This is a genomic window from Microbacterium sp. SA39, assembly GCF_000967865.1.
Taxonomy (GTDB): domain Bacteria; phylum Actinomycetota; class Actinomycetes; order Actinomycetales; family Microbacteriaceae; genus Microbacterium.
Window position 1 is genome coordinate 1 of sequence record NZ_JXRU01000030.1, and the last position, 14,707, is coordinate 14,707.

At 69.3% G+C, this 14,707-nt stretch carries 13 protein-coding genes and 1 rRNA gene; all 14 read left to right on the top strand.

From position 1 onward, the window contains the following. Positions 1 to 65: 65 nt before the first annotated feature. The 14 genes from rrf (at position 66) to RS85_RS05965 (ending at position 14,615) form a co-directional block, all read left to right on the top strand. A 5S ribosomal RNA gene (gene rrf, locus RS85_RS05905) occupies positions 66 to 182 on the top strand. Between the two features lie 69 nt (positions 183 to 251). Then, positions 252 to 2,084 (top strand): primosomal protein, encoded by a 1,833-nt coding sequence (locus RS85_RS19970; protein WP_235282353.1) that lies wholly within the window; start codon positions 252 to 254, stop codon positions 2,082 to 2,084. Next, complete coding sequence (locus tag RS85_RS05915) at positions 2,084 to 3,124, top strand: HAD-IIA family hydrolase (RefSeq protein WP_046012521.1); 1,041 nt, start codon at positions 2,084 to 2,086, stop codon at positions 3,122 to 3,124. The genes RS85_RS19970 and RS85_RS05915 overlap by 1 nt, the downstream gene beginning before the upstream one ends. 54 nt (positions 3,125 to 3,178) lie before the next feature. Next, a complete protein-coding gene (locus RS85_RS19825; RefSeq protein WP_162836764.1) occupies positions 3,179 to 3,355 on the top strand; it encodes a hypothetical protein in 177 nt (58 codons plus the stop codon). Continuing rightward, on the top strand, positions 3,352 to 4,149 hold the full coding sequence (locus RS85_RS05920; protein WP_046012522.1) for a TlyA family RNA methyltransferase: 798 nt from the start codon (positions 3,352 to 3,354) through the stop codon (positions 4,147 to 4,149). The genes RS85_RS19825 and RS85_RS05920 overlap by 4 nt, the downstream gene beginning before the upstream one ends. Further along, positions 4,146 to 5,066: an NAD kinase gene (locus RS85_RS05925; protein WP_046012523.1), complete on the top strand. Its 921-nt coding sequence runs from the start codon at positions 4,146 to 4,148 to the stop codon at positions 5,064 to 5,066. The genes RS85_RS05920 and RS85_RS05925 overlap by 4 nt, the downstream gene beginning before the upstream one ends. Beyond that, a complete protein-coding gene (recN, locus tag RS85_RS05930; protein ID WP_046012524.1) occupies positions 5,063 to 6,754 on the top strand; it encodes a DNA repair protein RecN in 1,692 nt (563 codons plus the stop codon). The genes RS85_RS05925 and recN overlap by 4 nt, the downstream gene beginning before the upstream one ends. A gap of 17 nt (positions 6,755 to 6,771) precedes the next feature. Next, positions 6,772 to 8,469 carry a CTP synthase gene (locus RS85_RS05935; protein ID WP_046012525.1) on the top strand — a complete coding sequence of 566 codons (1,698 nt, stop codon included), beginning with the start codon at positions 6,772 to 6,774 and terminating at the stop codon, positions 8,467 to 8,469. Beyond that, positions 8,462 to 9,043, top strand: coding sequence for an NUDIX domain-containing protein (locus RS85_RS05940; RefSeq protein ID WP_046012526.1), 582 nt, complete (start codon positions 8,462 to 8,464; stop codon positions 9,041 to 9,043). Before RS85_RS05935 ends, RS85_RS05940 begins: the two co-directional genes overlap by 8 nt. A 2-nt stretch (positions 9,044 to 9,045) precedes the next feature. Then, positions 9,046 to 9,948, top strand: coding sequence for a site-specific tyrosine recombinase XerD (gene xerD / locus RS85_RS05945; RefSeq protein ID WP_046012527.1), 903 nt, complete (start codon positions 9,046 to 9,048; stop codon positions 9,946 to 9,948). Positions 9,949 to 10,068: 120 nt separating this feature from the next. After that, positions 10,069 to 11,100, top strand: a complete 1,032-nt coding sequence (locus tag RS85_RS05950) for a hypothetical protein (RefSeq protein WP_046012528.1) — start codon at positions 10,069 to 10,071, stop codon at positions 11,098 to 11,100. A gap of 1 nt (position 11,101) precedes the next feature. Further along, positions 11,102 to 12,664 (top strand): hypothetical protein, encoded by a 1,563-nt coding sequence (locus RS85_RS05955; RefSeq protein ID WP_235282354.1) that lies wholly within the window; start codon positions 11,102 to 11,104, stop codon positions 12,662 to 12,664. After that, the gene (locus tag RS85_RS05960; RefSeq protein WP_046012529.1) at positions 12,661 to 13,341 is read left to right on the top strand and encodes an ABC transporter ATP-binding protein; all 681 of its coding nucleotides are present in this window, start codon (positions 12,661 to 12,663) and stop codon (positions 13,339 to 13,341) included. Before RS85_RS05955 ends, RS85_RS05960 begins: the two co-directional genes overlap by 4 nt. Then, positions 13,338 to 14,615 (top strand): ABC transporter permease, encoded by a 1,278-nt coding sequence (locus RS85_RS05965; protein WP_082087511.1) that lies wholly within the window; start codon positions 13,338 to 13,340, stop codon positions 14,613 to 14,615. Before RS85_RS05960 ends, RS85_RS05965 begins: the two co-directional genes overlap by 4 nt. Positions 14,616 to 14,707 lie beyond the last annotated feature (92 nt).

Genomic DNA, 14,707 nt, shown 5'->3' on the forward strand with positions numbered 1-14,707 from the left:
GTACGGTCGAGAACCGCATGACAACAATGACTTTGTTATGTGTTTGATTGAAACATCAATAGTGTTTCGGCGGCCATAGCGTGAGGGAAACGCCCGGTTACATTCCGAACCCGGAAGCTAAGCCTCACAGCGCCGATGGTACTGCAGGGGGGACCCTGTGGGAGAGTAGGACACCGCCGGACTTAATTTAGACAAAATGGCCACCCAACGCTGGGTGGCCATTTTGCGTTTATACGAGAACAGGGAGCATCATGCCGGAAGAGGAAGAGCGCCGTCCGCGTCGCGACAACGACAATGGATCGCGCGGTCAGCGGCCTTCCGGCGGCCGTCCCGCCTATAACCGGGACGCAGCTCCTCGCCGTGACGGCGACAGCCGCTCCGGCGGTGCTCCGCGCCGAGAGGGTGGCGGGTATAACCGCGACACCGCTCCGCGCCGCGAGGGCGGCTACAACCGCGACTCCGCTCCGCGCCGCGAGGGCGGGTACAACCGCGACTCCGCTCCGCGCCGCGAGGGCGGGTACAACCGCGACTCCGCTCCGCGTCGCGAGGGTGACAACCGCTCCGGAGGTGCCCCGCGTCGTGAGGGTGGCGGCTACAACCGCGACTCCGCTCCGCGCCGCGAGGGCGGGTACAACCGCGACTCCGCTCCGCGTCGCGAGGGTGACAACCGCTCCGGAGGTGCCCCGCGTCGTGAGGGTGGCGGCTACAACCGCGACTCCGCTCCGCGCCGCGAGGGCGGGTACAACCGCGACTCCGCTCCCCGCCGTGATGGTGACAACCGCTCCGGTGGCGCTCCTCGTCGTGAGGGCGGCGGGTATAACCGCGACTCTGCTCCCCGTCGCGAAGGCGGCGGCTACAACCGCGATTCCGCTTCGCGTCGCGACGGCGACAACCGCTCCGGTGGCGCTCCTCGCCGCGAAGGCGGTGGCCCTAGCCGTGACTCCGCACCCCGCCGTGAGGGTGGGTACCACCGTGACTCCGCTCCCCGCCGCGAGGGCGGGTACAGCCGCGATTCCGCCCCCCGCCGCGATGGCGACAACCGTCCGAGCGACCGCGCTCCGCGTCGCGATTCCGGTTCCGACCGGGGCTCTGCACGTTCCTACCCGCAGCGCGGGGGATCAGGACGGGAGCGGCCGGTTCAGGCATCCGACGAGCGTCCGCGGTTCAATGACCCCCACATCCCTGACGAGGTCACTGCTCGCGATCTGCACACGTCGGCCCGTAACGAGCTCAAGACGCTGAGCAAGGAGAACGCCGAACTGGTGGCGCGTCACCTCGCGATGGCTTCCCAGCTGATCGACGAGGACCCGGCTCTGGCGCACGAGCACGCGCTGGCAGCATCTCGCCGTGCCGGCCGTATCGCGATCGTCCGCGAGACGCTCGGCATCACCGCCTACGCGACTGAGGATTTCGCGCTTGCCTTACGTGAGCTGCGCACCTATCGCCGGATCTCCGGCAAGGACGATCAGATCGCCCTGATGGTGGACAGCGAACGCGGTATCGGCCGGCCCGACCGTGCCCTCGAGACCGGACGCGCGGTCGACCGGTCCGCGTTGACCACTCCCGTGCGCGTCTCGCTCGCCATCGCGATGTCGGGCGCACGACTGGATCAGGGTGACCTCGAGCTCGCTCTCGGCGAGCTCGAGATCCCGGAGCTCGATCCCGACCGGGCCTTCGAGTGGAGTCCTGCGCTCTTCGCGGCGCGCGCCGCCGTGCTCGAGGACCTCGGTCGTGACGAGGAGGCCGCGTTCTGGGCGCACCGCGCCGAGGTCGCTGCCGAGGCGCTCGGTGTCGATGAGGCAGGAGACGAAGAGATCATCATCGAGGACGGCCTCATCGAGGGCGAATTCCCCGACGACGACGAGATCGCCGAGCCGACGGACGCCGTTGCCACCCACGAGGACGCGCCGGCCGACGACGCAGAAGCCGATGGCGGGCAGGCCACCGACGAGCCGACCGCTGTCCCGGAACCGACTGTCGAAGACGAGGTGCGCGAACTCCTCGGCGAGGACGACGACACAGAAGACGACGGCACCGCCGACACGGACGAGGAAGAGGCTGAGGGCACGGAGCGGGACGCGTGATGGCGCTCTTCTCTCGGAAGCGTCCGACCACGCCCACGCCTCTCGAGGGCATCGACACCGTCCTGGCCGACCTGGACGGCGTCGTCTACGCCGGTCCCGGAGCCCTGCCGCATGCGGTCGAGAGCCTGAACCGGGCGGGCGAATCCGCTCGGCTCGGCTACATCACCAACAATGCCGCGCGCACGGATGCCTCCGTCGCAGCGCACTTGACCAGCCTCGGCCTCGACGTGGCGGCATCCGATGTCGTCACCAGTCCGCAGGCTGCCATGCGCCTGTTGGCGAGCATCCTTCCGGCTCCGGCGACGATCCTCGTCGTCGGAGGCGACGGGCTTGTCGACGAGGTCACGAAGGCCGGATACACGGTCACCCGCAGCGCCGAGGACTCGCCGGCCGCCGTCGTGCAGGGCTTCGCCCCCGAGGTCGCCTGGACCGATCTGGCCGAGGCGGCGTTCGCCCTCAAGGTTCCCGAGGAAGACGGCGGCATCCCGTGGATCGCCACCAACACGGACTGGACGATTCCGCGCGAGCGCGGCGTCGCTCCGGGCAACGGCACGCTCGTCTCGGCCGTGCACACCGCCATCGGTCGTCTGGCGACGGTCGCCGGCAAACCCGAGATCCCGATCTTCGAAGAGGCTCTCGCGCGTTTCAGCGCGCAGAAGGCGCTCTTCATCGGCGACCGGCTCGACACCGACATCATGGGGGCGAACCGTGCCGGGATCGACTCCGCGCTCGTCCTCACGGGAATCGACCGGCCCAAGCACGTGCTCGCGGCGCCCGAGGGCTCGCGTCCGACGTTCATCCTCGGCGACCTCCGCGAGTTGCATGAGCCGTATCCCGAGGTCGCCGAGAAGGATGGCGCGTTCCACGTGAACGGCGCGGCTGTGAGGGTCTCCGGTGCCGACGTCGAGATCGTCGCAGACGCGGGTGCGCAGATCGATCTGCTCCGCGCCGCTGCAGCCGCGATCTGGGCATCCGGCACCCCGGTCTTCGTGCTCCGTGTGCCGGAACATCTCTACGACGACCCGTTCCACCGTCCCTGAGCGGGGACCGTCGTGGCTTCCCGTCTCGTCGGAGGCGCCGCGTACAGTAGGACCGTGAGCGATCAGACGACGAGTGCGCCGACCGACGGCCTGTGGAGTCGCCTGCGCCTGATCGAAGGGCAGCCGCTCCCTGCGAGAGCCGATGCCTACTCGGCTCTGCACGATGAGCTGTCGCGCCGCCTCGAAAGCGGTGCGAAGCTCGAGCAGCGGGAGACTCCGGGAAGCCGATGACGCGACTCGACGCCGCCCTCGCCGCACGAGGACTCGCCCGTTCGCGCAGCCACGCCGCCACCCTCATCTCCGAAGGGCTCGTGAGCGTCGACGGCCGGCCCGTCGTGAAGTCCTCGACCCCGGTCGACGACACCGCAGAGATCACGATCGCCGGAGCCGATCACTATGTCGGCCGCGCAGCGCACAAGCTCATCGCCGGACTGGACGGCTTCGGCGTCGCCGTCGAGGGACGTCTCGCGCTCGACATGGGCGCCTCCACCGGCGGTTTCACCCAGGTGCTGCGCGAGCGCGGCGCCCGTCGCGTGCTCGCTGTCGACGTGGGACACGGACAGCTCGCTCCCTCGGTCGCCGCCGACCCCGAGGTCGTCGCTGTCGAGGGCTACAACGTGCGATACATGACGCCCGAGAACCTGGCGGAGGCCACCGGTGAGGAGCAGGCGCCGGAACTCGTGGTCGGCGATCTCTCCTTCATCTCGCTGGAGCTCGTGCTCCCCGCCGTCGCGGCCGTCGCCGCACCGGCATCCGACATCCTGCTTCTCGTGAAGCCGCAGTTCGAGGTCGGGCGCACCGCCGTGCGCGGCGGCCTCGTGACCGACCCCGCAACCCGGGCGGATGCCGTCGCCCGCACCGTGTGGACTGCGTGGGACGTCGGGCTCGGCATGCTCGGCATACTTCCGTCCCCGATACTCGGCACGCATGGGAATGCCGAGTATCTCGTGCACCTCGCGCCGGGACGCGGCAGCAATCCGACAGAATGGTTGGACAGCATCAACCGACTGGCAGGAGGACGATGAACGAGCGCAGGATCCTGGTCGTCGCCCACGCCCGCCGCGTCGACACCGTGGAAGCCGCGCGTCGTGTCATCGACGCGCTGCGCGGTGCAGGGGCGCAACCGGTGCTGGCCCGCGATGACCACGACGCCCTCGCCGCCGTCGACCCGTTCTTCGCCGATGTCGACGTGCTGGACGACTCCTCGCAGGCCACACCGCTCGAACTGGCGATCGTGCTGGGCGGCGACGGGACGATCCTGCGCGCGGCCGAACTCGTCCGCGACATCGGCGCGCCGGTTCTCGGGATCAACATGGGGCACGTCGGCTTCCTCGCCGAGATCGACCGCGACGACATGGACGACGCCGTGCGCCGCGTGATCGACCGCGACTACGAGGTCGAGGAGCGTCTGGCCCTGTCTGTCCGGGTGAAGGATGCCGCCGGCGCGGTCGTCTTCGACACCTGGGCGCTGAACGAGGCGACGGTCGAGAAAGCCAGCCGGGAGCGGATGATCGAGGTCGTGCTCGAGATCGATGGCCGACCGCTGTCGAGCTTCGCCTGCGACGGCATGGTCGTCTCCACACCCACGGGATCCACCGCCTACAACTTCTCCGCCGGAGGCCCGGTCATCTGGCCGAGCGTCGAGGCGATCGCCGTCATCCCCCTGTCGGCGCATGCCCTCTTCGCCAAGCCTCTCGTGGTCAGCCCCGACGCAGCGGTGGCCATCGAGATGCTGGAGCGCACGGACGGCTCAGGCATCCTGTGGTGCGACGGCCGGCGCTCGCACGACCTTCCACCCGGTGCACGCGTCGTCGTGCGGCGCTCATCGCGTCCCGTGCGTCTGGCGCGCCTTCATCCGACCGCGTTCACGGATCGCCTGGTGCGCAAGTTCCGCCTACCTGTCGAGGGCTGGCGCGGCCAGGAGCCGGGGAAGACGTCATGATCGAGGAGATGCGGATGCAGGGCCTCGGTGTCATCGCCGACGCCGTGCTGCCCCTCGGCCCAGGATTCACCGCCATCACCGGCGAGACCGGGGCGGGGAAGACGATGGTCGTCACCGGTCTCGGCCTGCTGCTGGGCCAGCGCGCCGATTCCGGAGCCGTCCGTGCCGGGTCCGCCCAGGCGTCGGTCGCCGGAGTGTGGATCGTCCCGGAGAAGGGCGATGTCGCCGACATCGTGACGGATGCCGGTGGCGAACTCGAACCCGCGGGCGCCGACCGCGCAGAGCTCTACGTGTCGCGCACCCTGAGCGCCGAGGGTCGCAGCCGCGCCAGCGTCGGAGGGCGAGCCGCCCCCGCGGGCGTCCTGTCGGCTCTCGCAGAGGAACTCGTCGTCGTGCACGGTCAATCCGAGCAGCTCCGGCTGCGGTCCGCGGCTGCACAGCGAGACGCGCTCGATCGATTCGGCGGCGCCCCCATCGCGAAGGCGCTCGACGCCTACTCGGCATCCTTCTCGCGCTGGCGGGCGCTCGATGCCGAGATCACCGAGATCTCCGAGAACCGCGACCGTCGAGCAGAAGAAGCGGCGCGTCTCCGCGAGGCGCTCACCCTCATCGAGGCGACGGCACCGGAGCCGGGGGAGGACCAGGAGCTCAGCGAACGCGCTGAGCGTCTCGCCAACTCCGAGGAGCTGCGACTCGCGGCTTCGCTCTCGCACAGTGCGCTGTCGAGCGAGGACGGCGAACCCGACGCCTCCGCCCTCGTCGCAGAAGCTCGCCGGCTGCTGGAACGCGTCTCCGACACCAAGCTCGCCGAGATCGCGGAGAGCCTCGCCGACATCGGCTACCGGATCGCCGATATCGCCGGGCTCCTCTCCGCGTATCTCGCCGACCTCGACGAGACGGGTCCGCACGAGCTTGCGGCGGTCGAGGAGCGCCGTGCCGCGCTGGGAACGCTGATCCGAGCGCACGGGTCACTCGACGAAGCCCTCGAGGTCTGGAAGACGGGTTCCGCTCGCCTGGCCGAGCTCGACGACGACGGAGAGCGCATCGAGCGGCTGGTCGCCGAGCGCGACGCCGTGCGCGCCGAGCTCGACACGCATGCCGCCGCGCTCACCGCCGAGCGGACTGCTGCGGCCGCGCGGCTCGGGGCAGCCGTGACCGAGGAACTGCACGCCCTGGCGATGCCCGATGCCCGCCTCGAGGTCGCGGTCGCCGAAGGCGCCGAGAGCACCCACGGGCGCGACGACGTCTCGATCCTGCTGGCACCGCATCCGGGCGCCGAGCCCCGCTCCGTCGGCAAGGGCGCGTCCGGGGGCGAGCTCTCCCGCGTGATGCTGGCGATCGAGGTCGTGATCGCCGGAACAGACCCCGTACCCACGTTCGTGTTCGACGAGGTCGACGCGGGCATCGGCGGTGCCGCGGCGATCGAAGTGGGCCGGCGACTCGCCCGACTCGCAGAGAAGTCGCAAGTCATCGCTGTGACACATCTCGCCCAGGTCGCGGCCTTCGCGAGCAACCACCTGTCCGTCGTGAAGTCCAACGATGGCGCGGTCACCGCCTCCAGCGTGCGTCGTCTGGAGGGCGGCGAGCGTGAGGCCGAGATGGCCCGCCTGCTGTCCGGACTCGCCGATTCGGATGCCGCACTGACCCACGCCCGAGAACTTCTCAGCCTCGGCGCCCCTACTGCCTGATAGGATCGAAGCCCGTGATGAACTCTTCTTCTGCGGGGCCCAAGAACGACACGACCAAGCACATTTTTGTGACAGGTGGTGTCGTTTCGTCTTTGGGTAAGGGCCTCACGGCGGCCAGCCTGGGCAACCTCCTCACCGCTCGCGGACTCCGCGTCGTGATGCAGAAGCTCGACCCGTATCTGAACGTCGATCCGGGCACGATGAACCCGTTCCAGCACGGCGAGGTCTTCGTCACGGACGATGGCGCCGAGACGGATCTCGACATCGGCCACTATGAGCGCTTCCTCGACATCAACCTGTCGCAGGCGGCCAACGTCACGACCGGCCAGATCTACTCGCAGGTCATCGCGCGCGAGCGCCGCGGCGAGTACCTCGGCGACACGGTGCAGGTCATCCCGCACATCACCGATGAGATCAAGCGCCGCATGCGCCTGCAGGCGCACGAGGAGCCGCGCCCCGACGTGATCATCACCGAGGTCGGCGGCACGGTCGGCGACATCGAGTCGCAGCCGTTCCTCGAGGCGGCACGCCAGCTGCGTCATGAGCTCGGCCGCGACAGCGTGTTCTTCGTGCACGTCTCCCTCGTTCCCTTCATGGGCGCCTCCGGCGAGCAGAAGACGAAGCCGACCCAGCACTCCGTGGCAGCCCTTCGCCAGGTCGGCATCCAGCCCGACGCGCTGGTGCTGCGCAGCGACCGTCCGGTCAGCGCGGGCAACCGCAACAAGATCGCCCTGATGTGCGACGTCGACGTCGAAGCCGTCATCAACACCGTCGACCTGCCGAGCATCTACGACATCCCGTCGACGCTCAACGATCAGGGACTCGACTCCTTCATCGTGCGCCGCCTCGGCCTCGCCGAGAAGGCTGCCGACGAGGTCGACTGGACGCGCTGGAGCAAGGTGCTGCACGCGGTGCACAATCCGAAGCACGAGGTCACGATCGGCCTCGTCGGCAAGTACATCGACCTGCCCGACGCCTACCTCTCGGTGACCGAGGCGCTCAAGGCCGGCGGCTTCGCACAGGAGACGAAGGTCAACATCCGCTGGATCCCCTCCGACCTGTGCGAGACGCCCGAGGGAGCTCAGGAGCAGCTGGCCGACCTCGACGGCATCTGTGTGCCCGGGGGCTTCGGCATCCGCGGCATCGAGGGCAAGCTGGGCGCGCTGAAGTTCGCGCGCGAGCAGGGCATCCCGACCCTCGGTCTGTGCCTCGGGCTCCAGTGCATGGTGATCGAGTACGCGCGCCACGTGGCCGGCATCGACGGGGCCTCGTCGAGCGAGTTCGACCCGGACACCACCGAGCCGGTCATCGCGACCATGGCCGAGCAGATCGAGATCCTCGACGGCGGCGACCTCGGCGGCACGATGCGCCTCGGCCTCTACCAGGCCGCGCTGACGGAGGGATCGCTCGCGCGGGAGCTGTACGGCACACCCGAGGCATCGGAGCGCCACCGCCACCGCTACGAGGTCAACAACGCCTACCGCGACCGCCTCTCCGACGCGGGCCTGGTGTTCTCCGGCCTGAACCCTGAGCTCGACCTGGTCGAGTACGTCGAGCTGCCGCGCGACGTGCACCCGTACTACATCGCCACGCAGGCGCACCCCGAGCTGCGTTCGCGGCCCACCGACCCGCACCCGCTGTTCCGCGGACTCGTGGGCGCCGCGATCGACCGGCACCGCGCCAGCGAGCTGTTCGACGTCACCGCCGATGAGTGAGTCGACGGAGCTCCTGCGCGACGAGCCGTTCGAACCGGAGGTCGTGCAGAGCGATCTGGCTTTCCACGGTGCCGTGTGGGACGTGCGCGATGACCGCGTCCGCTACGGAGACGGTGAGATCCGGCGGCAGTACGTCGCGCACACCGGAGCCGTGGCGATCCTCGCGCTCGACGACGAGGGCCGTGTCCTGCTGATCCAGCAGTACCGGCATCCGATCCGCCACCGCGACTGGGAGCTGCCCGCCGGTCTCCTCGACATGGAGGGCGAGGAACCGCTCGCTGCGGCGCAGCGCGAGCTCGCCGAAGAGGCTGACCTCGTCGCCGAGCACTGGGAGCCCCTCGTCTCGTCGTGGACCACCCCGGGCGGGAACGACGAGATGATCCACATCTTCCTCGCGACAGGGATCACGTCGGCGGAGACGGCGCATGCCCGAGAAGACGAGGAAGCCGATATCCGCATCGAGTGGGTCCCGCTCGCGGATGCGGTCGACGCGGTCCTCGCCGGGCGCATGCGCAACGGCATCCTGTCGATCGGAGTGCTCGCGGCGACGCTGAGGCTGCGCGATCGGTCCTGAGGATGCTGCCCGCGCACGCCTTCGATCTGTACCTGCGTCACGTCACGGTCGAACGCGGCCTGAGCGCACACACGATCGCGGCGTATCGGCGTGACCTCGACGGCTATCTGGAGTGGCTCGCCGCGCAGGGGATCGCCGACACCGCCGACATCACGCCCGCGCTGGTCGGGCACTTCATCGCAGAGCGCTCGTCGGCCGAACCGCCGCCGGCATCGACGAGTCTGGCGCGCCTGCAGTCGTCGGTGCGGGGGTGGCATCGCTTCCTCGTGAGGGAGGGGATCGAGGCGGACGATCCGAGTGGCCGCCTTCGCCCGCCGAAGGCGCCGCGACGGCTGCCGAAGGCCCTCACGATCGATCAGGTGGAGCGGCTGCTCGCGGCGCCCCCACCGGACGAGCCGGTCGGCATCCGCGATCGTGCCCTGCTCGAACTGCTCTATGCCACGGGGGCGCGCGTGTCCGAGGCGATCGACCTCGATGTCGACGACCTCGCGCACGGAGATGTGCTGCGCCTCCGCGGCAAGGGATCGAAGGAGCGCATCGTCCCGATCGGATCGTTCGCGCGGGACGCAGTGGACGCGTACCTGACGAGGGTGCGGCCCGGTCTGGCTGCGAAGGGACGCGCGTCGTCGCGACTGTTCCTCGGAGCCCGAGGCGCTCCTCTGTCCCGGCAGAGCGCGTGGCTCATCATCCGCGCCGCGGCCGAGGGCGCCCAGATCACCAGCGACGTGTCGCCGCACACGCTGCGTCACTCCTTCGCGACGCACCTGCTGCAGGGCGGCGCCGACGTCCGCGTGGTGCAGGAGCTGCTCGGTCACGCCTCCGTGGCGACGACGCAGATCTACACCCACGTGTCGGTGGACACGCTGCGCGACATCTACGCCACCTCGCATCCGCGCGCTCGTTGAAAGTCGTACCTTCGTATCCCGATGTCGTACCCGGGGAGGATGTCGTCCGCACGGACCTTCTCTAGCGTGGTGGCTTCGGTGCCGGTCTCCGGCGCCCATCCGTCACGCTGAAGGAGTCTCATGCGTCTTCCCGTCCCGCTCGCCGCCGTGGCAGCATCCGTCCTCGTTCTCGCTCTCGCCGGCTGCTCCGGGACGAGGTCGGATGCCGAACTCGACTACAAGGATTCGCCTCTCAGCAAGTACCTCGAGGCGGCATGGGGCGGTGACCTCTCTCCCGAGGAGCAGCAGAAGGAGTTCGCCGAGACGCAGCGCAAGGTGGAGAAGGTCGTCGCGGAGTGCATGGCCGGCGAAGGCTTCGAGTACACGCCCGTCAATGCGGACGGCTCCGCCGCGGTCGGCGAAGCCGACGTGGTGTGGGAACCCGACAAGCGGGAGTGGGTCGAGAAGTTCGGCTACGGCATGGTGGTGAGCCCGTTCACCGAGAGCACCGAAGAGGATGCTCCCGCCGATCCGAACGAAGAGTATGTCGAGTCCCTGTCCGACTCTGAGGAGGCCGCATACTACGAGGTGCTGTACGGTCCGGTGCCGGACGAGGACGCCGTCGACGCGGAGACGTACGAGTACGACTGGAAGACGAGCGGATGCCAGGGGAAGGCACAGCACGAGGTGCAGGGCGAGGACCCGTGGCAGGGCGGGGAGTTCGCCGGCTTGCTGACCAAGATGCAGGAGCTCTGGTCGGAGTCGCAGGATTCTCCCGAGATGGCGGCGCTCAACAAGAAGTGGGCCGCGTGCATGACCGATGCGGGAGAGCCCGGATTCACGGCGCAGGCGGACGCGGTGCAGTCCATCCTCGATGAGCAGAACGCGCTCATGGAAGCGGCGGCGCCGGGGGAATCGGGCGATGCGGAGGGCGACGACTCGGTCAGTGGCGAGGAGAGCTCGCCGGAGTCGGAAGCCATCGCAGAGAGCCCCGAGATGACGGCCTTGGGCGAACGCGAGATCGAGCTGGCGCTCGTCGACCTGACGTGCCGAGAGAAGACCTCCTTCAAGGAGAAGTCGTTGGAGATCCAGTTCGCGCTGGAGGAGGAATTCATCGCGGACAACAAGGCCGAGCTGGAAGCCTTCAAGGCCGCCGCCGAACAGAGCAAGTGATATGGCCGAGCACGAGACACCGACGGAGAGGCTGCACGTCGTTCCGGCGGACGACGAGAACGAGACTTCGGAGGAACCACCCCTTCGGTCACGCGTGAGCGGATGGGGTCGCGTCGTGCGGGGGAACCGGACACTGTGGCTCGTCGCGCTGATCGCCGTCGTCTGCCTGGTGGCCGGCCTTCTCGTCGGGCGCTTCCTCCTGGCTCCTCCGTCCTCGGCGAGCGACGCCCCGGACGCCGGGCTGGTGACCGTGCCTGTCGAGTTCGGTCCGCTCAGCAACGACGTGACGCTGCGTGCGGACGTCGGGTATGCCGATGCCGTCGAGGTGAAGCTCGACACCTCCGCCGTGTCCGGGCCCGCGGTCGTCACCGGGCAGGTGCCGGAAGTCGGTGCGACTCTCAACGCGCTCTCGATCGCCCTGGAGGTCGTCGGTCGTCCGGTCATCGTGCTTCCTGGCGAGCTCCCGGCCTACCGCACGTTGCGCGTCGGAGTCGCGGGTCCCGATGTGCTCCAGCTCAAGCAGGCGCTCGTGGGCGTCGGGCTCGATGCGGGGGATGTCTCGTCGAACATGTTCGACGAGGCGACCGCGAATGCGGTGGGTGCCCTATACGCCCAGGTCGGCTACCCGCTGCCGCCGGCCGAGGAGGGCGCATCAGAGGCGCTCCGCGGCGCGGAGGAAGGGGTGCGGTCGGCGCAGAAGGAGATCGCCGCAGCTCAGCAGGCCGTGGACGCGGCGGCATCCGGCCCCAGCAAGGTGGATAGCTGGCAGGCCGACGTGAAGGTCGCCGCGGCGGAACAGGCGCTGGGCGCCGCGCGCACGTCCGGCGAAGGCGTCCAGCAGGCCGAGTGGGATCTGCAGACCGCGAAGCTGGAGCGAGACCAGCTGCACGCCCCGAAGAACGTCGCGTCCGAACGTTCAGCGCTGGACGCGGCGCGTGCGCAGCTGTCCTCCGCGAATGACGCGCTCGCCGAGGCTCGTCAGAAGGTTCTTCCGCACCTCCCCGCCAGCGAGGTTCTGTACCTCACCGAGCTTCCCCGACGGGTCGACGCGACCACGGTCGAACGCGGTGCCGTGCTGGAGGGGCCGGCGATGACGGTGTCCGGGGCGACGGTACGGCTCACCGGTGCGGCCGCCGAGGCGGATGCTCGCCTCCTCGAGGTCGGGGCCGAGGCTGCCTTCGAACTGCCTGACGGCACTGAGCATCGAGCGGTCATCTCGGAACTGACGCCCGGCAAGGAGAGCAAGTCCCGATGGGAGGTGCTGCTCGCGCCTGATCCGCTCACGCCGGAGCAGATCACGGAGCTGCAGGGGAGCAACGTCCGCGCGAAGATCAAGATCGGCGCGACCGACGGCGACGTCCTCTCGGTACCGTTGGCGGCGCTGACCGCCGGGCCCGGAGGAGAGTCTCGCGTCGAGGTCGTCGATTCCGACCCGCGCGACGGAGAGGACGCGGAGACCCGCATGATCGTCGTGGAGACAGGGCTGGCTGCCGAGGGAGCGGTCGAGATCACGCCGACGGAAGGGAAGCTCGAGGAGGGCGACCTCGTCGTGGTGGGACGATGACGCCCGGTACGCCGCTCGTGGAGCTGCAAGATGTCACGCGATCGTTCCCCGGCCCTCCCGAGGTGCAGGCGCTGAAGGCGGCCACCCTGGACGTCAGCGCCGGGGACTACCTCTCGATCGTGGGACCGAGCGGTTCCGGGAAGTCGACCATGCTCAATCTTCTCGGTCTGCTGGACCGGCCCACCGTCGGCGAGTACCGCCTGGCCGGCACCCGCACCCGTGATCTGACGGACGATGAACGGGCAGCCGTGCGGGCTCGCTTCATCGGCTTCGTCTTCCAGTCCTTCCACCTGCTGTCGCGGAGAACGGTCCTCGACAACGTGCTCATGCCCATGCTGTACAGCGGGGTGCCTCGAGCGGAGCGCGAGTCGCGCGCCCGCGACGTGCTGGACCGCGTGGGTCTGGGCCACCGGGTGGACTTCTTCCCGAGTTCGCTGTCGGGAGGAGAACGGCAGCGGGTCGCGGTCGCACGCGCGGTCGTCAGCGGTCCACGGCTTCTTCTCGCGGACGAACCCACCGGGAACCTCGACCAGCAGACGTCAGGCGAGGTCATGGAGCTGTTCGAGAGCCTGAACGCCGACGGACTCACCTTGATCGTCATCACCCACGATGACGCCGTCGCCCGGCGAGCAGGACGCCGCATCCGGATCGCCGACGGCAGATTGAGCGAACTGTGAGCGCGGATCCGGTCCCGGAGGCTCCCTCGGCGCTGCTCCCCGCCGTGGCCCACCAGGACCGCTTCACGTTTCAGGATCTGGTCGCCGAGGCGACCGCCGACATCGGCTCACGCCCGGCGAGACTCGTCATGACCATCCTCGGAACGGTCCTCGGTATCGCCTCTCTGGTCGCCACTCTGGGATTCGCGCAGACGGCGGCGGCGCAGATCGCCCGTCAGTTCGACGGCGTCGCCGCGACTCAGGTCGTGGTCGCGCCGGCGAAGGCGAAGGCGGGGCAGGAGAACACGACCGTGGCAGCCGGTCGCCTTCCCTGGGACTCTCCCGAGCGGGTGAGCACGCTGGCCGGCGTCGAGAGCGCGGCGCTCCTGAGCGAGCTCGAGCTCGCGGAGGACGAGACCATCACCACGGTGCCGGTCAATGACCCGTCCGCGCCGATCGTCGCCTCGCCTCGGCTGTTCGCGGCGACGCCTGATGTGATGGACGTCGTCGAAGGCAGCCTCGTGGCCGGTCGATTCTTCGACGAGGGGCATGAGGCCCGCACCGACCGGGTCGCGGTGCTCGGCGGGCGGGCGGCGCAGGACATGGGCGTCAACAGGGTCGATTCGCAGCCTTCCGTCTTCATCGCCGGCGTCGCGTACTCGGTGATCGGCATCCTGGACGGCGCGGGCGCGCGATCAGAGCTTCAGGACGCGGTCATCGTTCCGCAATCGACGGGGCGAGCGGACTTCGGACTGGCCGCGCCGGGCGAACTCGCGATCCGCATCGCCGTCGGGGCGGGGCCGCTCGTCGCCGAGCAGGCCGTGGTGGCGCTCCAGCCGGATGACCCCGACTCGCTCGAAGCCAGCGCGCCCTCGTCGTCGTCCGATCTCAGCGACAGCGTCCAGGCGGATGTGAACATCGTCTTCCTGATCCTGGGGGTGATCGCGCTCCTCGCCGGCGGTCTCGGCATCGCGAACGTGACCTTCCTGTCGGTGATGGAACGAGTCGGCGAGATCGGTCTTCGCCGCGCACTCGGGGCCACGCGTCGTCAGATCGGCAGACAGTTCATGGTGGAGTCGGTCGTGATCGGATTCATCGGGGGCATCATCGGCTCGGCCGTCGGTGTCGTGGCGGTGATCGTCGTCGCGGTGATCCAGGGCTGGGCGCCGGAGACCGATCCTCTCGTCGCCATCGGCGGAGCGCTCCTGGGAGCGGTGGTCGGATGGGCATCCGGCTGGTACCCGGCCCGTCGTGCGGCGAGCATCGAACCGGTCGAGGCGCTGCGCGGCGGATGAGCTCCCCGATGCGGTGATGCCTTCGGATCGATGGCGGTCGCGCGTGCCGGAAGGCCGGGCGCAGGGGCGGCCGCTAGAATCGACCAAGCACG

Coding starts and splice junctions, on each gene's coding strand:
- recN (WP_046012524.1), top strand. CDS start 5,063: ATGATCGAGGAGATGCGGATGCAGGGCCTCGGTGTCATCGCCGACGCC.
- RS85_RS05915 (WP_046012521.1), top strand. CDS start 2,084: ATGGCGCTCTTCTCTCGGAAGCGTCCGACCACGCCCACGCCTCTCGAG.
- RS85_RS19970 (WP_235282353.1), top strand. CDS start 252: ATGCCGGAAGAGGAAGAGCGCCGTCCGCGTCGCGACAACGACAATGGA.
- RS85_RS05925 (WP_046012523.1), top strand. CDS start 4,146: ATGAACGAGCGCAGGATCCTGGTCGTCGCCCACGCCCGCCGCGTCGAC.
- RS85_RS05950 (WP_046012528.1), top strand. CDS start 10,069: ATGCGTCTTCCCGTCCCGCTCGCCGCCGTGGCAGCATCCGTCCTCGTT.
- RS85_RS05955 (WP_235282354.1), top strand. CDS start 11,102: ATGGCCGAGCACGAGACACCGACGGAGAGGCTGCACGTCGTTCCGGCG.
- RS85_RS05940 (WP_046012526.1), top strand. CDS start 8,462: ATGAGTGAGTCGACGGAGCTCCTGCGCGACGAGCCGTTCGAACCGGAG.
- xerD (WP_046012527.1), top strand. CDS start 9,046: ATGCTGCCCGCGCACGCCTTCGATCTGTACCTGCGTCACGTCACGGTC.
- RS85_RS05960 (WP_046012529.1), top strand. CDS start 12,661: ATGACGCCCGGTACGCCGCTCGTGGAGCTGCAAGATGTCACGCGATCG.
- RS85_RS05935 (WP_046012525.1), top strand. CDS start 6,772: ATGAACTCTTCTTCTGCGGGGCCCAAGAACGACACGACCAAGCACATT.
- RS85_RS05920 (WP_046012522.1), top strand. CDS start 3,352: ATGACGCGACTCGACGCCGCCCTCGCCGCACGAGGACTCGCCCGTTCG.